Source organism: Streptomyces sp. NPDC002935 (genome assembly GCF_040611295.1).
In the GTDB taxonomy this organism is placed as follows: domain Bacteria; phylum Actinomycetota; class Actinomycetes; order Streptomycetales; family Streptomycetaceae; genus Streptomyces.
Genome location: NZ_JBEXNW010000006.1, coordinates 256,222 through 274,313, shown reverse-complemented (window position 1 = coordinate 274,313; position 18,092 = coordinate 256,222). Strand labels below are relative to the sequence as shown.

Annotated in this window: 16 protein-coding genes and 1 pseudogene; 2 read left to right on the top strand and 15 right to left on the bottom strand. The window is 68.2% G+C overall.

Translation table 11 applies throughout. The features are described from left to right. Positions 1-109: 109 nt before the first annotated feature. The 3 genes from ABZX90_RS10720 to ABZX90_RS10710 all read right to left on the bottom strand — a co-directional run bounded on the left by ABZX90_RS10720 (position 110) and on the right by ABZX90_RS10710 (position 3,357). Entirely contained in the window at positions 110-1,054 is a 945-nt protein-coding gene (locus ABZX90_RS10720) for a hypothetical protein (RefSeq protein ID WP_355203413.1), read from the bottom strand. Further along, complete coding sequence (locus tag ABZX90_RS10715) at positions 1,051-1,614, bottom strand: RNA polymerase sigma factor (protein ID WP_351131267.1); 564 nt, start codon at positions 1,612-1,614, stop codon at positions 1,051-1,053. The genes ABZX90_RS10720 and ABZX90_RS10715 overlap by 4 nt, the downstream gene beginning before the upstream one ends. A 513-nt stretch (positions 1,615-2,127) precedes the next feature. Beyond that, positions 2,128-3,357 (bottom strand): RNA-guided endonuclease TnpB family protein, encoded by a 1,230-nt coding sequence (locus ABZX90_RS10710; protein ID WP_355203409.1) that lies wholly within the window; start codon positions 3,355-3,357, stop codon positions 2,128-2,130. Positions 3,358-3,380: 23 nt separating this feature from the next. Here ABZX90_RS10710 and tnpA point away from each other — a divergent pair, with 23 nt between their 5' ends. Continuing rightward, a complete protein-coding gene (gene tnpA / locus ABZX90_RS10705) occupies positions 3,381-3,812 on the top strand; it encodes an IS200/IS605 family transposase (RefSeq protein ID WP_355203406.1) in 432 nt (143 codons plus the stop codon). Positions 3,813-3,925: 113 nt separating this feature from the next. On the opposite strand, the gene ABZX90_RS10700 is transcribed toward tnpA, so the two are convergent. The 12 genes and pseudogenes from ABZX90_RS10700 to ABZX90_RS10645 all read right to left on the bottom strand — a co-directional run bounded on the left by ABZX90_RS10700 (position 3,926) and on the right by ABZX90_RS10645 (position 16,831). Beyond that, positions 3,926-4,087, bottom strand: coding sequence for a hypothetical protein (locus tag ABZX90_RS10700; protein ID WP_355203403.1), 162 nt, complete (start codon positions 4,085-4,087; stop codon positions 3,926-3,928). Between the two features lie 121 nt (positions 4,088-4,208). Further along, entirely contained in the window at positions 4,209-5,105 is an 897-nt protein-coding gene (locus tag ABZX90_RS10695) for an arginase family protein (RefSeq protein ID WP_355203400.1), read from the bottom strand. A 646-nt stretch (positions 5,106-5,751) separates the two neighbouring features. Next, a pseudogene (locus ABZX90_RS10690) lies at positions 5,752-6,880 on the bottom strand (hypothetical protein). Next, on the bottom strand, positions 6,864-7,694 hold the full coding sequence (locus ABZX90_RS10685) for a thiopeptide-type bacteriocin biosynthesis protein (protein WP_355203397.1): 831 nt from the start codon (positions 7,692-7,694) through the stop codon (positions 6,864-6,866). The pseudogene ABZX90_RS10690 and the gene ABZX90_RS10685 overlap by 17 nt, the downstream one beginning before the upstream one ends. Before the next feature lie 19 nt (positions 7,695-7,713). After that, complete coding sequence (locus ABZX90_RS10680; RefSeq protein WP_355203394.1) at positions 7,714-8,580, bottom strand: lanthionine synthetase C family protein; 867 nt, start codon at positions 8,578-8,580, stop codon at positions 7,714-7,716. Positions 8,581-8,931: 351 nt separating this feature from the next. Beyond that, entirely contained in the window at positions 8,932-10,092 is a 1,161-nt protein-coding gene (locus ABZX90_RS10675; RefSeq protein WP_355203391.1) for a thiopeptide-type bacteriocin biosynthesis protein, read from the bottom strand. A 345-nt stretch (positions 10,093-10,437) separates the two neighbouring features. Beyond that, positions 10,438-10,719, bottom strand: a complete 282-nt coding sequence (locus ABZX90_RS10670) for a hypothetical protein (protein WP_355203388.1) — start codon at positions 10,717-10,719, stop codon at positions 10,438-10,440. A gap of 142 nt (positions 10,720-10,861) precedes the next feature. Beyond that, on the bottom strand, positions 10,862-12,010 hold the full coding sequence (locus tag ABZX90_RS10665; RefSeq protein ID WP_355203386.1) for a hypothetical protein: 1,149 nt from the start codon (positions 12,008-12,010) through the stop codon (positions 10,862-10,864). A gap of 94 nt (positions 12,011-12,104) precedes the next feature. Next, complete coding sequence (locus ABZX90_RS10660) at positions 12,105-13,766, bottom strand: hypothetical protein (RefSeq protein WP_355203383.1); 1,662 nt, start codon at positions 13,764-13,766, stop codon at positions 12,105-12,107. A gap of 616 nt (positions 13,767-14,382) precedes the next feature. After that, complete coding sequence (locus tag ABZX90_RS10655; RefSeq protein WP_355203380.1) at positions 14,383-15,561, bottom strand: hypothetical protein; 1,179 nt, start codon at positions 15,559-15,561, stop codon at positions 14,383-14,385. Positions 15,562-15,565: 4 nt separating this feature from the next. After that, positions 15,566-15,721, bottom strand: a complete 156-nt coding sequence (locus ABZX90_RS10650) for a hypothetical protein (protein WP_355203377.1) — start codon at positions 15,719-15,721, stop codon at positions 15,566-15,568. Between the two features lie 366 nt (positions 15,722-16,087). Then, on the bottom strand, positions 16,088-16,831 hold the full coding sequence (locus ABZX90_RS10645) for a DUF6192 family protein (protein ID WP_355203374.1): 744 nt from the start codon (positions 16,829-16,831) through the stop codon (positions 16,088-16,090). A 781-nt stretch (positions 16,832-17,612) separates the two neighbouring features. On the opposite strand from ABZX90_RS10645, the gene ABZX90_RS10640 reads away from it, so the two are divergent. Further along, positions 17,613-18,005 (top strand): hypothetical protein, encoded by a 393-nt coding sequence (locus ABZX90_RS10640; RefSeq protein WP_355203371.1) that lies wholly within the window; start codon positions 17,613-17,615, stop codon positions 18,003-18,005. Positions 18,006-18,092: the final 87 nt, after the last annotated feature.

Genomic DNA, 18,092 nt, shown 5'->3' with positions numbered 1-18,092 from the left:
GGACACGCCGCCTCCAGACGGTCGCGCAAGCGGCGCCTCGCACGCCGAACGTCTCTTGACCGCTGCGGGAACCGCCGGTGGCGACCCTGCGGTTCCCACTGTCGACGGCTCAGCGAATCCTGTCGGCCGGCCCGGCGTACAGGTACGTGTCTCGCTGCGTGATGTGGTCCGCGTCGCCTTCCTGCGCATGGTTTCGCTCAAGGAGCCGCCCGTCGGACGGCCTTACGATCCAGTTCGGACTGTGGGGGCTGTGCAGCAACTCCTTGGACCATTTCCAGGAGATCTCGGTGCCGATCCGGCCGGCTCCGTCCTTCACACCTTCCGTCACCTCGGCACCGGGGGTACCCGCCAGTACCCGGAAGAGCGCGGCGCGCAGTTGCGGGGAGGCGGGGGAACCGGTCAGCAGCTCGCCCGACTGCCGGACCGTCTGCTCGGCTGCGGCGGGTCCCTCGGCGCCGGCGGACAGAACGCGGCGCAGTGCGTCCGGCCGGGTGGGGAGCTTGTCGAGGTTGTCCCAGCTGACCTGCCGGTTGCCGACACTCCAACTGGTGCCTCCTGACGGAGCGTTCTTGGTGACGGTCCTGCCGTTCTGGGTCTTGATGACGAGCTTGTCGCGGCTCAGGAAGTTGTCGTCGGTGTGGGCTTTCTCGCCTTCCACCCAAGTCTTCACGGTGGTTTTCCAGTACGGGGCGTTCCGGTCGCTGCCGGAAGCGGCTCGGTCGGCCATGGTGTTGAACAGCTCGGCCGCGGAGGCACTGTCCGCCGGCTCACCGCCGATGCCGACGACCGGGAGGACGGCCGCACCCGCCGCGACGGCTGCGACCGCGGCGGCGCAGGCGAGAAGCCTGCGCCTGCCGAAGCGGCGCACCACCACGGTGGTGGTTGTGGCGGTGGCCGCAACGTCGGCCTCGGTGTCCGCCGCGATTGCCCTGCGGACGAGCGAGCGGGCCGTCGCCAGTACGGCAGGGTCCGGCGGTTCGGCCAAGCCGGCGTCCTTGAGAGCGGTCGCGCCCGGGAAGTCGAGCACTCGGGTGTGGTGGTCCTCGTGCGTCATGCGAAGTCTCCCGTCAGTTTCGTGAGGTTGGTGCCGGAGAGTCCGTCGCGCAGCCGGTTGCGGGCCCGGTGCAGACGGGAGCGGGCGGTGCCGGGCGGTATGCCGACGACGGCCGCGGCCTCGGTCGGCGTCAACTGCTCCCAGGCCACGAGCAGGAGCAACTCGCGCTCCGACTCGGGAAGTTCGGCGAGCCGTCTGCGCAGTTCCGACCCCATCGCGGTGGCGTCCAGGCGCTGGTCGACCGCCTGCCACGGGTCGTCGTCCGAGGTCTCCAACGGGGGCTTCGGGCCACCGGTCGCCCGGGACACGGTCTGCCAGTGGCGGGCCAGTACGTTCCTCGCGACGCCGAACAGCCAGCCTCTGGCGGGGCCTCGCGTTACGTCGTAGGTGTGACGGGTGGCGTAGGCCTGCAGCCACACCTCGGAGAGCAGGTCGTCGGCGGCCGTCGGCGCACGGCGTACGAGATACCCGTGCAGGGCGACGGAATGCCGGTCGACCAGGGGTTCGAAGGCTGACGGCTCACGCGCGGCGCGAACCAGCAGATCCTCGTCGGGTTCCATGGAACCTCCTGTCCGAGCCCGCCGGGGTGGCGGTCCCATCCCGTACTTGCACAGCAGCGGCGCGAGCGTTCGTACGGCCACACGACGGTACGTCCGGCGGTACGGGTGAAGCCCGCGTCCTGCACGGTCAGGTGGTGGTTGGGCCGGGCATGGGGAGTCGGTGGTAGGGCTGGACCCTCCCGGAAGGGGTGTAGGAGATCGCGAAGCCGTTGCTGCCGTCGGCGCGGGTGCGTCCGCAGGAGCCGAGTCGCGAACATCGATGATGAGGCGGTCTCTTCGCCGCGATCATCCGTGTACTGGTCCGTGGGTGCGCCCGGCGGGCGCTGCCGCCGCGTTGCGGGGCGCCGAAGGTATGCGTTGGCGACGTCGAACCAAGACGAGAACTGCCCCCAGGAAGCTGCCTCGGCGCGGGCCACGGGCAGCCGGCACCGAAGCGGCGACCCCGCCCGGATGGGCAGATCGCGCGGGACCACCGGAACCGTCACTCCCCCGCCCATTGACATCCTCCCGGGCCTAAAGGCCGGGGATTCCCGCCTGCTCCCGCACAGGGCGTGTGGGTTGCTTCGGGTGGGTTCCTGCTTCGCTGCGCTGTGCGGGCACGGGTGCCCGTCTTACCTGCGCTCGACAGGCTGTTGCCGCCAGTCCGGCGGCCTTGGCGACGTTGACCGCCGCGTTGATGTCCCGGTCCAGGACGGCCCCGCACGCCCCACATGTCCACATGCGGACGTTGAGGGGCTTGGGGCCGTCCTTCACACCGCACACGGAGCACACCTGGGAGGTCGGCTCGAACCGGCCGATCCGGTGGAAGGTGCGCCCGTACCGGGCGGCCTTGTACTCCAGCATGCTCACGAACGCCGACCATCCGGCGTCGTGGACGGACTTGGCCAGGCGGGTGCGGGCAAGTCCCTTCACCGCCAGGTCCTCCACGGCGACCGCTTGGTTCTCGCGGATCAGCTGGGTGGAGAGCTGGTGGTGGAACTCGCGGCGTGCGTCGGCCGCCCGGGCGTGTGCGCGGGCGACCTTGATGCGGGCCTCGGTCCGGTTGCTGGAGCCCTTGGTCTTGCGGGACAGACGCTGCTGTTCCCGCTTGAGCTTCTTCTCCGCGCGGCGCAGGAAGCGCGGGCTGTCGATCTTCCGGCCGTCGGAGAGGACCGCGAAATGCGTCAGCCCAAGGTCGATGCCCACTTCGGGCGTCGTCAGTGGCAGGACCTCGCAGGCGCCCGTTTCGACGACGAAGCTCGCGAAGTACCGGTTGGCCGAGTCCTTGACGACCGTCACGGTCGACGGGGCCGAGGGCAGCACCCGGGACCAGCGCACGGGAACGTCGCCGATCTTCGGCAGCCGCAGCTTCCCGCCGACCGTGATCCGCCAGGCCGCGTTCGCGGTGAACCGGAGCGACTGCCGGTTGTCCCGCTTCGACTTGAAGCGTGGCGCGCCCGTCTTGGGGCGTTTGCCCTTGAGGCCGTCGAAGAAGTTCCGGTACGCGGCGTCCAGGTCCCGGAGGGACTGCTGGAGGATCACCGCCGAGACCTCGCCGAGCCAGGCCCGCTCCGGCGTCTTCTTCGCGGCGGTGAGGTTCTTGGACAGCTCCGCCGAGGTGACGAACGCCAGCCCCGCCGCGCGGGCTTCCTCGCGGACGCGGAGCGCGTCGTTGAAGACGACCCGCGCACACCCGAACGCCCGCGCCAACGCGGCACGCTGACCGGCACTCGGGTACAGGCGGAAGCTGTACCGAAGCTGCATAGCGGTCACTTTACCCTTGGCCTATGTCGCCACGATGGGATCCAAATCCCCATATCCGCAGGGGTCGAGCAGTCGTCTTCAACCTGCATGCGCACTTGGTGTTCGTCACGAAGTATCGGCGCGGCGTCCTCGATGAGGAGATGCTGACGCGCTGCGAAGAGGTGATGCGCAAGGTGTGCGAGGACTTCGGCGCGGAGCTGAAGGAGTTCAACGGCGAAACGGACCACGTCCACCTGCTCGTGCACTACCCGCCCAAGGTCGCCCTGGCCGGCCTGGTGAACAGCCTCAAGGGCGTCTCCTCCCGCCGGCTGCGAGCGGAGTTCACCGGCCGGGTGAACCGGGCCATCATGCACGGCCGGTTCTGGTCACCCTCGTACTTCGCGGGCTCATGCGGCGGCGCACCACTCCAGGCGGTCAAGGACTACATCGCGCAACAGAAGCGCCCGGACTACTGAGCACAGGCAGCCATGGGCGCGGGCAGCAGTGCGGATCCATGCCCACGGCTGAGGTCAGAGCATTCCAGAGATGCGATTCACCCCGGCCTGAAGGCCGGGGCACTCTCGCAAGATCAGAGGTAGATGATGACGGGCGGGCCGGGCTCGTACTGGCCCGTGTCCGGGTTGAAGACCGGTTCGCCGTCCCTGCTGATGCGTACGGTGTCGGTGAGGATCTTGCGTTTGATCAGGTCGCTGACGGCCCCCAGGGTCAGCCCTTCAGCAGGAATGCTCATACGTCGAGCGTAGCCGCGTCAGCCGACAGGACGGATTCGTCCTCGCGCGCTCCCCATCGAACCGAACTGCCCGATGGCGTCACGCTGATAGGTGAGCCTGGGGGCGGCGCGGGGCTCTGGCTCATCTCTTATGGTCGGTCCGCGCTGACAGCCCTCGACGCAGGCACTCGGTGAGGCGGGCTGCGATCCTCCCTTCGGGGTCGAGATGGGGGTTGAAGATCGTGACATCAAGGCCGACGGCTTGTTCGCCGGCCAGTGCTGTCCGAAGCACGCTCTCTAGTTCCGGCCAGGTCAGCCCTCCGGGGATGCGGTAGTCGACGGCAGGCATCAACGCGTCATCCAGGACGTCGACGTCGAGGTGAACCCAATACCCGGCGCTCTCACCGCCTGTGAGCAGGCCGACCGCGTGGCGTGCTGCCGAGGCGGCGCCGGCCGCACGCACACCGTCGAGGTCGATCGCATGAAGCTGTGGCGGTAGAGGCTGCATCCCAGCCTGGGCGGACTCGGCAGAGTCGCGGAAGCCGAAGGCGACGACATCCTCGTCCTGGAGCAGGGGCCTGCGGCCTTCGAGGTCGGTAAGCAGCCGAGGGCCGCGGCCCGTGGCCAGGGCGAGTTCCATCGAGGCCGCCTCGCCAGCCGGCTCCGCCGACGGCTGGTAGAAGTCGGTGTGGCCGTCGAGGAACAGCAGGCCGTAGCGTCCACGGCGGCGCAGGGCGAGGAGGTTGCCGAGCAGAATGCTGCAGTCGCCGCCGAGGACTACGGGAAAGCGGCCAGCGTCGAGGACGCTGCCGACCGCGTCGGCCAGTTTGACGGAGTACTGCGCGATGCCGACGGGGTTGAGGATGCTGGTGTCAGCGTCTCGCATCGGGTTGTACGCCGGCGCTTCGACCCGGCTGGCCCACACCGCCCCAGGGTGGACAAGCAGACCGGCATCGAGCAGAGCCGCTGGGAGGTCCTGGACGCCGGATGGCCACAGCCCCAGCACGGACGGTGCCTCGATGATTGCCAGTTCCTGCACGTCCCACTCCTTCGCCTGCTGAGTAGCGCCGGGCCCGGAATGCCTCTCCGCCGCCACCTGGTCGAGCGTCGCCGCCGCAGGCCCATAGTGACGCAGAACGGACACCGCGCTGAGCCGCCTCCGCCATAACCAGCAGGGTTCCATCCCGGCGTCACCCCGGGCGACATAGGGCTCGTGCAAATGGGGGACACCGCGGCCTCGTCGGGCCATCGTGAGGGCATGCGGGGGATGAGCGGGCGACAGATCTGGCTTAGCGCCGGAATGCTGGGGCTTGGCGCAGGAATGATCGCAATCGGTGCGGCAGCATTGATGCGTGATTTGGACACCGCTGGGCAGGTAACCGGTCTGGTGCCGCCCTTGCGGTATTCCCGGGGCCGGCCTGGGGACTCTGGGTGTGGTTCCGGCAGTGAACGCCAGTGGAATTGGAGACTGCACGGGAGAAACTGCTCAGCTTTCGAACGCTCTCGATTCCGGACGCGCTGGGGCCCTTGAAACGCAAAGGGTCGAACGCATGGCCGCCGTGACGGGGCCGCCCTCGGGTGGCGAGGATTGACCGAATCGCCGACGCCTGAAAAGCCTGTGCCGAATGAGGTTTCCAGGGCGTGACCGGCTCGTGGCGACGGCTGGGCACCACCCATGATCAAGATCATTCTTGCCCAGTTGTGCAAGCCCGTGCCAAATGGGCAACGTTCTTCCGGATCGTGTGGTCGCTCGTACGCAGTGCCTTGGCGAGTTGGTCATGCAACTCGGTCGGGAACGATCCGGCTCCGAGTACGCAGGCGTGGAGGAGAGCACGGCAGTCCTGTGCCTCCTGATCGGTGGCGAGGGTGATGAACAAGGGGTGCGCCAGGGTCTCGCGGGCGGCGTAGCCATCGGTTGCCTTGATCGTCCGGCGGTGCAGCTCCGCGGCCACCAGACGCGCAGCCGGGTCCTCGGGCAAAGCGACCACATCCAGCAACGCAAGTCCGAACCGCGTGTTGAAGACGGTCATACCGTCCTCGTCTGGTCGTTCGAGGTAGGTGGTCACCAGGTTCTGCAGGCGGTCCCACCACGGCAGGCCCGCTGCCCGGCGACACAGGACGGTCAGGCATTCCGTGACGGCTTGCTCCCAGGGTTCCCCGGACTGCGTGGCGGCCAACAGGTTGTTGGCGCCGAGTGTGTTTCCCGTGGTGAGGGCGGCGAGGACGGCGACTTGGCGGCCGTCGAACATGCGCTGTCCGACGCCGCGGTGTGCCTCGACATGGGCGAGTGCTTCGGTCCAGCGGCCGGCAGCGGTCAGGGCACGTGTCCCGTCGGCGAGGAGGACCCCCCACAGCCAGGCGCGGACCTCTTGGCGGTCATCGGCGGTCGCGGTGAGGGCGGCTGGTACGGCGATGTCCTCGACCTGAGCCGGGGACTCGGTGCTGACAGCGTCGAACAGTGTCAGGAGGCGTTGGCGGCCGTCGGCGTGCTGTCCGGCGCGGAGTTGGAGGCGCGCAAGGTTGACGGTGGGTTCGAGGGCCCGGATCGCGGCTTTGCCGGGCAAGGGCGCGGCGTACAGATAGGCAGCGGCATGCTGGTGGCAGATCGCGCGCGCGGTGTCCGGGTCTCCGATGTCTGAGGCGATCAACGCGGCCTGGTTGTACCGTGGAGGCCATGCTCGGGTCGCCCAGCTTCGCCGCGGTGTCAGCGAGTTCGGCCAGAGCGTGCACGCGCTGGGGCAGGGGTAGGCAGGCGGGGCGGGGGCGAGCGATGAGCGGGAAGCGCCGGGCTGTGGCGTCAGGGAGTTTCCACACGGTCCGCGGCGCTCCTCTCGGTGGTGGGGTCGGGGCCGAAGATGACTGTCTTCGCGGCGGCCGCGAGGCTGGCCTGCGTGGCGTAGGGCAGGCCGATCCGGTTCCAGGCGAAGATGATGTGGTGGGCCAGGACGTCACGCAGGCCGCGGTGAAGCTGCCCGGAATCCGTGAGGTGGGCCAGTTCTCGTCCGGCGTCGGCGTAGGCGCGTGCCCATTCGGCGAAGTGGGCCATCGGCCCGCCCGTGCGCATCAGGTCTTCTCCGCTCACCCTGATCAGCCGGTGCACTGCGGATTGCAGTCGGTCGCGGCTTTCCCGCTCGACGTCGGGGGGCAGCGCGCGGTGGAGACCGACGCGTGCCCAGACGTCTCCCTGCTCGTACCAGTCCAGTCCGGCTGAGCGCATCAGGAGGCTGCACAGCAAGAGGGACGTCTCACGGCGGTGTCCGCCAGCGTCGCTCTGGAGAACGTCGATGATGCTGCGGCTGTCGCGGTGGAAGAAGCGGTGCGCGGATGCCATGGCCTCGGCGCCGCCGAAGGCGTGGACCTCGGGTTCGTAGATGATCTCCGTCCAAGCTGTGATGTCCCCTTCGGCGATCAGCGCATCGAGCCCGTGACCGATGCGGTCTTGCCCGTCGACGACGGGCAAGTAACGCACGTGCCAGCAAGGGCGCTTGCGGATGATGAACCAGGCGGCGAGGGCGCCTTCGTCTTCCGCGGCGCGTAGGAGCGGGGCGAGTCGGGCCAAGGCGATCGGCTCGGCGCGTTCCCAGTCCGGGAATGCCACGTTGGCCTGGCACCAGGTAGGTGAGTTCATGGGTGGGTCTCCGTGATGTTCACGCCAGGGTGAGGAAGGTGTCCCAGTGCGGTGCGGGCGCGGTGTCCGTGCCGAGGGTGTGGAGGGCGAGGGCTGCTCCGGCTGCTCCGTCGAGGAGTTCCGGATCGTGGTCGTCCAGGTCGAGCGCGGTGATCAGACGGTCGGCCAGGCGTGGCAGCTCCGCAGTGATCTCGGAGTTGCCCGTTTCGGTGGTCATCCGCCACGCGGCATGCAGCAGTCCGGCCAAGCCGTGGCACAGTCCGATCTCGGGGAGCTTGTCCAGTTGAAGAGGGTCGCGCAGGGTCGCGAGGATCGCGTTCTCGGCGGCTTGCACGCGCACCGGATCTCGGAGGGCGAGTCCGGCCAGCTGCTGGGCGCGGGCGGTGCCACTGACTCCGTAGCACCAGGAGGGGCGGGGACGAAGGTCGGAATGGATGTGGTTGTCGGTCGCCTGCTGCATCGAGATATAGCCCGGCCACCAAGGGGCGCTCTCGTCGCCTTGACGCCATTGGTCGGTCCAGGCGCAGATCCGTTCGACCGCGTCGACCGTGCCGGGCACGGCCAGGTCGCGCAGCAGAGCCAGGGACAGTACGGATAGGGCTGAGCCGATGCCGTGGGAGAGCCCGAAGTTCCCGTGTCCGCCGGGGTAATCGGCGTGGGGTGCACCGGTGGGCGCGACGTTCATCCACCACGGCGGCAGCAGCAGCGCCGGATCGGGCAGGGACTCGGTCAGGCGTACCAGGTAGGCCAGGGCGTCCCGGGTGATCTCGAGGTGCGGATGGCGACTCAGGTGGTGGGCGCTCAGCCCGGACAACCCCCGGATCAGGTCGAACTCTTCCATCGGAGGCTGCTCGGCGCGGTCGATGCGCTGGTGGGCCTGGGCCAAGCGGTTCCGGGTGACGGTGCAGGTCGCCGTGTCCAGGCGTTCCAGGACGCGCAGGTACCGGCTCGACGCGCTGGCCGCTCGGACCGAAGTACAGACTCGCGTTGGCCGCTGCGCTCACTTCGCCGCGCAGAGCCGTGGCCAGCCAGGTGTGGGCGGTGCCCCAGTCGCCCTGGCCGGTCCGGGCTCGCTCGATGTGGAGCAGGGCGATACCCGAGGCTCCTCCGGCAAGCGACTGCGGCCAGGCCCGACCGCCGTCGGGCCGGCCGCCGGACCACACGGTGCTCGGGTCGGCCAGCGCGCGGGCCAACTGGTCGGCGGTCGACAGGGCGGCGGGGGCGGGGACTGTCGTCGTCACGCTGTTCTCCTTGCTCGTGCCGTCCAGCTCAAGGCAGCAGCTCTCGCCAGGTGCAGGTGCGTGCGTTCCTCGGCCAGTCCCGGCCCGCACATCCGGACGTGGTGGAGGTGCAGCAGATCCGGCAGCAAATCGTGAGGGTCCGTGGCCGCGTCCTTGAGCGCGCGACAGTAGGCGGCCAGCGCCAAGCGGCGGGCAGACCAGACCGTGGTGACACGCTCGTCCAGGCCCGAAGGGGCGCCGTTCACCAGGTCGACGGCGTGGCGGTAGACGGCGCGGGGCGGAGCGGCCTGGTCGGTGCGGGCGTGCGCGATGAGCCAGTGCATCGCCGCGGTGGCGTCGCCGAGCAGGCCGGTGACGATGTCCACCATGCTCGCGGCGGTCATCGCGCGGGCGTCCGGTGCGTTCTTCCCGACCTGGGTGGCGAGTTGGGCCAGGGCGACGGCGGAGTCCGCGGCGAAATACTGCTCGGCCGCGTCGATCGCAACGGGGCCGACGAACCGCGCGGTCTCCGGGTGGTACGTCTCCACGCTGGCGTGCGTGATCAGTCCTCTGCGCCGGAGCTGCCGGGTCCACTCGCCGATCTGCTCGACGGCGGAGCCGAGTGTGCCGGGCCCGCAGGACAGGCGGAGGCGAAGGTGGTCGCCGGGGTCTCGGTAGCGGACGAACCACCATTGGGGGTCGCCCAGTTCCTCCAGCAGGGTCGGCAGGTGCCGGGTCAGGACCGGGTTCTGCCGGTCTCGGTACCCGTGGAGCTGGAGGTAGATGCGGTTGCCGCAGCCGGGCAGGTGGCCGTGCTCGCGGCTGACGACGTGGCCCGGCGCCCAGACGGGGGCGATGGCCTGGTCTGCGGCCGCCAAGGGGATGACGACTTCGTGGGCGCGGCCGCTGGTCCAGCCCAGGTCCTGGGGTTGCGGTGCGGGGTGCAGCGTCACCTTGCCGTCGCGGTCCAGGTGGGTGCGCAGCAGGGCCCGGTGTGAGGGTTCCGCCAGATCCATGGCCATGCACTGGTCGGCCTCGCTCAGGTACACCCGCTCGGGCAGATGCACATCGCGCCGCCATTGGGCCAGGGCCTCGTCCCACTGTGGCCACGGTGCCGACGCATGGAGGCTCCCACCGAGCAGCATCTCGTGCTTTTGGCGGACGCTGGAGCGACCCACGTCGCTGAAGGTCGCAGAGTAGTCACTGCCAGTATCTCTCGCGAGGACCTTGAACGCCTCTCGGACCAGCCATGGGTAGCGGCACGTTCCCTCTCAGCCCAGCGGTATCCAGTGGGCCGTTGATTGCATAACTCGAATGGATGATTCGCTTGTCGTTGAACTGGCTTAGTGACGCCCCGTAAGCCGTCGGTCGTCCCCAGCCCGTGGAAGCGGCACCATCGGTTCGAGGAACAGATCCCACAGCGCGCAATCGACCGGCCGGGCTGCCCGCCGGCCAGGCGCCCGCCGTGTTCCCGGACTGCGCTGCGAGGAGGTCGCCCTGCTGGCCGGGGTCAGCCCCGACTCCTACACCTCGTCGAAGTCGGTGATCAGGGTGCAGGCGAGCCGGTTGGTGCCGATCACGTCCGGGCGGTGGTTGACGACGAAGGCCGGTGACCTCGCCCAGGACCTCCAGCATCCGGTGCACTGCGGGCCAGCAGGGCGGGGGCGAGGGTGGTCAGCACGGCCTCGAAGAAGGGGGCGGCCCTGTTCGAGGCGGTGGAAGACCAGCCCGCCGGGCAGGGCTCCCGGCGCGGGTAGACGGTCACGGGCCTGCGCCAGCATCGGTTCCACAGACAGTCGCAGCACGATACGTACCGGTCTGCGGCCCCGTCGCTGAACCCGCGCCTTGAACGGGCCCGGTCAGGGGGTTATCCACAGGCCGCACCGCAAGATCCGCGTTCGTCGTACCATGCCTTGTGAAGCGCGACGCGCTCCGCGATGGAACCTGTCAGGTGACGCGGGAAGAGCGGTGGGAGAGGGTGGGACGGGGATCCAAGAAGCGGCCGGAGGCGGAGAACGCGGCTGCGTTGAAGCCCTCTTCCCGCATGTCAACCGCGGGGAACTCCTTACAGGCGATCTGCGGCTGGGCCGTGGAGTCGTCGAACCGGCAGGCGACGCCGGTGAGCCTGATGGTGATGAAGTCCGCGATCTGGGCTCCGAACTCGATGGGCCTCCCGCCGATGGTGATGTCCCCGACGCCAAAGCCCTTGTCCGGGGGCACTTCGTAGACGGCGCGGACACGGTGCTCCAAGTCGCCTCTCAAATAGGTCCAGTAACTCTTGGGGTCGGAGCCGTCCGGGGTCTCCCAGCCATCCGTCGACAACTCGTCGAAGTACAGGCCCACTGGGTCGGCGAGGCTGATGTCGGCCTTCTGGCGGGCCAGGGCGTTGACTCCTGCGCCGATATGGGGATCGCTGTTGCGCTCTGCGGCACCGTACTTGCTGCAGGTGATGAGCTCCTGCTCAGTGGTCAGCTCCTGGCCGTTGATGACGCGCCGGATGGTGGCTGCCGCAGCCAGTTCGATCTCTGCGCCTAGAGTGTTGTTCGGCTGAATCAAGTGCATGGCGCCGTGGCTCGTGGAGTTGTTCCACTTGTTGCGCGGCTGGTATCTGGCGCTGGGCGAGAACAGATCCTCCTTGCGCACGTCCGGACTGATGAATCTCTGGTAGAGCTCGACCACCTTGTCCGGGTTCGTCTGCGCCAGGATCTCCCAATACTCGGGACCTTCACAGGTGAACGTGACCTGGGTGATCTTTTCTGAGCCATCCCGGGTGACGCTCCACTCGCAGTACTCGTCCTGGACGTCACGGCTGGCGTCGGCACGCTGCCATCGCTGGAGGTCGCCAACGGAGGTGATCTTAATAGTGCGTGGGAACGCGGTCCATGTGATGGAGGCGCGCTGAACGTCCGCAGCCGTGTCCGTGCTGGTCAGGTTGTAGAACTGCGGTCTCGGGCTGTCGTTCAGTACCTGTTGGGGATCGGGGCCCTGAATGGCCTCGTCGACCGTGTCGGAGATGAACGTGTTCCAGGCTTTGCGGCCGAAGTCGTCCAGATCGTCGAGGTTGCCGGGAGGCCCGTAGGCATCCAGTGTGGCCATGGCGTTCTCCTTGCTCGTGAGGGCGGAAGGGCGGAACGCAGCGGTCGGTAGCGCCGCTGAAGGTGATGCCGTGCCGGCAGGTGAGGGGGCGGCTTCAGGTCAGCTCTGCGACGGTGGCGTCCTCGCGCATCGCCAGCGGTGGCGCACCGGGAGGAATGTTGGTGACCGGCAGGGTGAGCTCGAACTCATTCAGTTTCATGAGGCGGAACTGCCGACGGCGGGACTCGGCCAGCCGGACGTAGGCGTCGAATCCGGATGCGGTCTGGATCTGTTGGCTGACCTTGCGCAGATAGGCGTCCACCCGCTGTCCGAACACTGCTTGCCAGGCGTCGTCAGGTACCTGCCAGTGCGCGGCGAAGCGGCCTTCGGGACTGTCGGCGGGCAGGTTTCGCGTTCGCGCGGCGTCCAAGATGGCCTGGGCGACTTTGTCGCACAACTCCACCGCCTTGGTCGGCGTGGTCGGCACGTACTGCATGAGAAGACTGCGGGCAGGGCTGAAGACCGGGTTGGGGAAGTCCACGATCAGCACGCAGGCGGCGAACTTCGCCGAGACGAGCCCCTTGCGGACCATCTGCCGGACCACCTCGTTGTCCTCGTGGGCGGCCTCGGGGACCACGAAGGCGAAGAACGTGTCCCCCGGCTGGGAGAACCCGCTGTGCTTCTCCTCTAGCTGGAAGTCGAACCGGGTCCGGCTGGCCAGATAGCGGGCGGCCGGTGCCCTGGGCGGGGCGGCCTGCGTGGACAGGCGGAGGTCGTCGAGCAGGACGTCCTGGTTCAGCCAGAAGCCCGGGGGCAGCGTCAGGTCGGGATCGTCCGCCGTGATGTTGCTGCTCTGTCTGTCGGTGCTGGTGAGGTTGACCGTGGTGCTGGTGAACAGGTGGCGCAGCAGCCGGTCGGGGTGGTCCACAACGCCGTTCGCGGTGACTGCGGCCAGGCGGGCCGCCGTCCACCGGGTGATGAGGGACCTCACGGTCAGTTCCAGCCGCTCGGCTCCGACGGTCTGCTGGAACAACTGGTCATTGTGCAGTGGGTCATCCTCGGCGAGCCGGATCGTGGCCCGCTCGGACTGCCAGTTGTTCCAGGGGATTCTCAGCTCTTTCATCACGACGCTGCCGTTGACGTGGCTGTCGAAGCATCCTTTGCCCCGCGAGTCCGGCTCCAGCGCATGCCAGGAGTTGCCGGCCCACACCCAGCTGGATTCGAACCGGGCATAGAAGTTGAAGACCCTCGCGCCGGGATCCCAGGCCGCGACCTGAAGGAATCCCTTCTTGGGGTCGCCACCAGCCTGGGCGCTGACCAGAAGGTCGACCTGGCTGCCTCCGACGGCGGTGGTGATCGCGAACCGCATGTCGCGCTCGCCGATGGCATCCGGCGGGATTTGCCCGGCCTCGCTGACCAGATACACCTTGCGTGAGGCAGCGGCCGTCGCGGGGAGTCTGGACAGCAGTTCCTGCACAGTGGTCGGAAACGTGCCCACGCGGAAGAACTCGACCGCCATCGGATCGCCCAACGCCGCCAGTTCCTCGTCACTGACGGGCCGCGCCCGGTCATCCCTGCCGCTGATCCTGCGGTACAGTCGCCCCGGCTCCAGCGCCATGGAACCGGGTCCGCAGCCGTCGCCGGCGATGTCACGCTCCAACAGGGAGTGGCCGGTTGTGTCGTCCAAGGCAGCCAAGGAGCGGACGGCGTCGATGTCCTCGACGGCAGTTGTCCTCATCCAGGCGGTCGCCCGCCGGAATTGCGTGTGGTCGGGCATGGCCACTCCGCTCCTACAAATAGGCACTCTTCCATTGGCGCTAGATATCAATCCATAAATGCATACCCAGTCATGAAGACCCATTACAGCCGGAGCCGCAGATCCACTCTGATGGCACACCTGCCACGGATTCGATAAGCCTGGCGAGGGTCGGGCGCTGCCTCCATCCGCTCCGCTGTTCTCCGGTGACGGCGCAACGTCGCTCATAAATTTCTCGCGGCTAGCGTCCTCAATCCTGTCGAAGACCAACGCCCACCGCTCTCCCGCCAAGCGGGATTTAAGGAGGACTTCGACAGCGGGCTGTAGATGCAACACCGCGTACTTCAGCTCGCGTGGCGTCGGCTCACCAGCCAGGCACTCACTGACACTGAGACGGTCCATGCCGTTTTCAACTGGCTGGAACCTCAGCTCGACCGGTCTGCTCGAAGGGCCCTCCCCGGTGCCACGTTGCTCCATGGAGCGGTGCCATGTCGCTGGCCAAACGTTTGGGTGCGCGGTCTCCGCCCCCTGGCCTCGCGGAGGCTGTGGCCCATCGACGCTTGCGTCGGAGGAGTCGTACAGTCGCGGTTTGTCGCGCACGCTGTGCTCTCCTTAGCCCTGGACTAGTTGTGCTCGACTACATGGTGCAGGGCGCGGTCAACGACAGTTCGGACTTCTTTGCCTGAGTGTGCTGGTCATGATGCGCAACAGGAATCAAGGGAGTCACGGGCATCTCAACACTCCCCTCGGGCAGCCCTAGGTATTCGCGGACACCGGCGTTGTCACCCGTTGCATCGGCAAGGCGCGCGGCGGCATCGAAAGCTCGGGACTGGATCCGTTCGATCTCCGCCTGCGCGTCATCGATCGGATATCCGGCATCGACAAGCATCCGGACGCCGGTCTCGACGGATAGCACTCCAGCCCCTACGCCCTTGACCGCCTCGTCGAGGACGGCGGCCCGGTCGGTCGGGGTATGCGGGCCCCACATCAGCAGCGCGGGCAGCGACTCTCCCGCGGGCCAGCCCTCGGCCTGCCCTGCCTGGTGGAGGCGCTGCACCATCCGCAGCAGGACGGCGTACTTGTGATTGCGGGCCAAGCGCATGGCGGCGACCAGCAAGTCGAGTGGGCCCAGTGCGAGCTGTAGCGCGTACCCGGACGGCAGGGCAGTCAGGTCGAGGCTGGCGGCAGTGAGGCGGCTGTTCGCGGCGATGCGGTCGAGGATGTGGTCGACGCGGGCAAGCAGTTCGGCGAACTGCGCCGCAGTGTTGAGGACATCCATGCGCCCGTTGTCGTTGAGCTGCCACACCGTCCCGGCCCGCACCTTGATCGGGAGCGGCTGGCCGGTGGCGCGGTCAATGGGCAGTCGGGCCCCGGCCAGACCGATGATTGGCGAGCCGGTGGTAGCCGAAGCGCCGGAACTGTCGGTGTCCGTGGCGGACAGTTCATCGAGGGCCTGGAGGACGGCGGCCACGGTGGGCTTGCCCCAGTGCTCTCCGCTGGCGGGGATGCTGTTCGTGATGTGGATGCCGGGTATGAAGTCCGCCATCAGGTCGAGCCTGTCGAGGACTTCGCCGTCCGAGCGGACCCGGTACCGAGCCTTGTGCATCGGCAGGTCGTACAGCCGGTCGGCGTACTTTAGGTCGTCCAGGTCCCATTCCGCGTCGGTCAGGTAGCACGTCCACAGGGAGTGCCTGGTGGGTGCCCACGGGTAGGTGCGAGTGATGAGTCCCGTGTCAGCGTTGAGCGCATCGCCTGTGACCAGGATCGGGTCGCCACTGTCGGTGTGCCAGGTGAACGCGCAGCGGGAACTCGGCACCGTCCTACTCCCCGTCCTCCGGCCACTCTGGGAAGTACGTGCCCGGGTCCCAAGTACTCAGTAGGACCCAGCCCTTCGCGGCATCCCACGCCAGGGTGTAGACGGCGTCGCCCAGCAGGATCGCGGTTCGCTCGGCCTGCTGAAGGCGCAGCGGCAGCATTTCCTTCTCCGCCCAGGCTCTCAGCTTGTCCTGTACGGCCAGCGCCGCAGCCGCCTTGGCGGTCGGCTCGTCGTCCGTGTGCTCCGCGCCCGCGACACTGATGACTTGCTCGGAGCCGAGGAGGTAGCCGAGCGCGGTGTCGACCAGCTTGGAGGCGTCGCCGAGTCCTCTCCGTTTCGATGCCCGCCTCGTCGTCGCCGGTCACGACGGCGAGCTGGCCAGCCGGGTTGGAGTCGTACGCGGCCAGGCGTCGGAGGTCCTCGTCCGGCACCCAGGATCGGGTCAGTTCCGCCCAGGTGTTACGGCCCGGCCGACGCGGGTCGGCCATGGCTGGCTTGTAGTCCAGCCAGCTCCAGACGTCGGCGATCAGCTCGCACAGGCCCACACTGCCCCTCCAGGCAGTCGGCCCCGCGCCGCAAGATCGGTGTTGTGCTCCATCCGCCGCAGCTGGTCCAGCTGCGGGGCGGCTTCCTCCTGCCCGTACTGGACCTGCTGGCGGAACTGGTCGAACTGCGCCTCGTTCACGGCGTGCCTGGCCGTGCCGTCGGCCATCGCCTTCGAGGCGACCGCCGGGCGGCGCAGGAAGTCGGTGGCCACCCGGGCGGCCACCTGGTCGTCGGCGGCTAGGTCGTGGATCGCATCCACCTTCTCCTGGACGCTCTCGGGGGTGTCGACCTTCCAGCCGACGATCCGCTTCGCGCTGTCGTGGGTCCACCGGGGCGTACCGCCGCGCGGATTGGCCGGGGGGTTGTTCACCGCCTCGAACCGTTCCCGCTCGTCGGGGAGAGAAGCGAGGATCTTGTGGATGGTGTGGGAGACGTCGGCCCGCCGGTGTTCCTTCGGCCAGCGCGAGGCCACCCACCGGTAGTCCCGGACCGTCGAGTAGGCCAGGCCGACGTCCTCGGCGAACATCCGGATCGCCTCGCTGACCGTGAACAACTCCTCGCTCCCCGACGGGTTGGTGCCCCCGTAGGGGCGCATCGGCTCGATCTCCGTGGCCGCGTCCCCGAGCTGCCACTGGACGCTGCTCATCGTCTCGACCCAGTCCCGCCCCAGCTTGACCAGCTCGTCGTAGCGCTGCCGGGTCACACTGCCGACCATCCCGGTCATCCGGACACCACCCCCACGAACCCCGGGTGCGACACCCGTATGTGCCGCCAACTCGCCCTGGAAGCCCGTCGCTTCGCACGATCCGACCGCCTCACCCGGCAGAGAAGGGCGTACGGCCCCGGCGCCCGAAGCAGCCCCGCCTCCATCGAACGCGCAGGCTCACACCCCGCCAGGCCGCGCGCGCCGCGCGTGCCATGACCGTTTGCGGCAGGCGGGAGAGCACACACCGCCGAGACCAGGCGGTCGACCCCGACCGTCCACGACACCCCGCACTGAGGACACGAGGCCGTCACGCCGGCCGTCACCGCCCCGGTCCGAGACCGAGCCCGACGCATCCTCCGCCAGTGCCTCGAACGGCACGCGTCCTCACAGAACACCGCCGTCGACTTCGCCGACGGCATCAACGGCCCACCGCACCCCCGGCACAACCTCGGCCCGCCCCCGTCGACCGCGACGACGACCAGCCGCAGCCGAGGCACTCCGTCCCTGCCCATACGACCACCGTACGGCGGACGGTACCTGTGGCCCAGTCGTCGCTTCGGGCGGATCCACCCGAAGCAACGAGTCGAGGAGAAGAGCTCCTGAACTGCATCAACAGACCACTCGACTTGTCATGCAAAGACCTGGCACAGGCACTCAACTTGACAGCGCCATTCCGCACACCCGAGGCGCTCGCCAGGCATGCGATGATCAGTTGGCCCGTTTGGGCGGTTTGGACAATCGAAAGGCTCCCCCTATGCGGCTCCTGGCACGAATCCCTCGGATGATGACGGCGGCCTTCGTGGCTTTCACGATCCTGGCGTTCCCCGGTGTGGCGTCCGCCACGACCTACCCGACGGCCTACCTCCGGCAGACGGATCAACTGAGTCTGGGAGATCCCACTTTCTACTCTCCTCATTGCATCACCCGCACGATCGACCTGGCATCAGGAACCTACGCCTGGAACAAATTCATCACCGGCGTCAACCTCGACACCAGGCTGATCTGGCTGGGAGCAGGCCCTTACACCTGGACGGTCTGCAACGCACTCGAGACCTCCGTCGCTAGTGACTACACCATCACGTCCTACCTAACGCCCCGCAGCGGAGGCACGGCCACCTCCGCCGTCGTCGCGACCATCCCCTTCAACGGGAGCTACACCTGGGGCGCCTCACTGGCCCGCACAGGCGACTGATGGTGTCGCCGTGACGGTAGAGATCCGGGGCATGCCTTCCGAGCCACGCACTCCAGGGCCACAACGCAGTGGCTCCCCTGGCCGGAT

What these genes read in the sequence shown, in the direction of transcription:
- ABZX90_RS10685 (WP_355203397.1), bottom strand. Translation starts at nt 7,694, where the DNA reads ATGAACTCACCTACCTGGTGCCAGGCCAACGTGGCATTCCCGGACTGG.
- tnpA (WP_355203406.1), top strand. Translation starts at nt 3,381, where the DNA reads ATGTCGCCACGATGGGATCCAAATCCCCATATCCGCAGGGGTCGAGCA.
- ABZX90_RS10720 (WP_355203413.1), bottom strand. Translation starts at nt 1,054, where the DNA reads ATGACGCACGAGGACCACCACACCCGAGTGCTCGACTTCCCGGGCGCG.
- ABZX90_RS10710 (WP_355203409.1), bottom strand. Translation starts at nt 3,357, where the DNA reads ATGCAGCTTCGGTACAGCTTCCGCCTGTACCCGAGTGCCGGTCAGCGT.
- ABZX90_RS10650 (WP_355203377.1), bottom strand. Translation starts at nt 15,721, where the DNA reads ATGCTGCCGCTGCGCCTTCAGCAGGCCGAGCGAACCGCGATCCTGCTG.
- ABZX90_RS10665 (WP_355203386.1), bottom strand. Translation starts at nt 12,010, where the DNA reads ATGGCCACACTGGATGCCTACGGGCCTCCCGGCAACCTCGACGATCTG.
- ABZX90_RS10715 (WP_351131267.1), bottom strand. Translation starts at nt 1,614, where the DNA reads ATGGAACCCGACGAGGATCTGCTGGTTCGCGCCGCGCGTGAGCCGTCA.
- ABZX90_RS10700 (WP_355203403.1), bottom strand. Translation starts at nt 4,087, where the DNA reads ATGAGCATTCCTGCTGAAGGGCTGACCCTGGGGGCCGTCAGCGACCTG.
- ABZX90_RS10660 (WP_355203383.1), bottom strand. Translation starts at nt 13,766, where the DNA reads ATGCCCGACCACACGCAATTCCGGCGGGCGACCGCCTGGATGAGGACA.
- ABZX90_RS10645 (WP_355203374.1), bottom strand. Translation starts at nt 16,831, where the DNA reads ATGACCGGGATGGTCGGCAGTGTGACCCGGCAGCGCTACGACGAGCTG.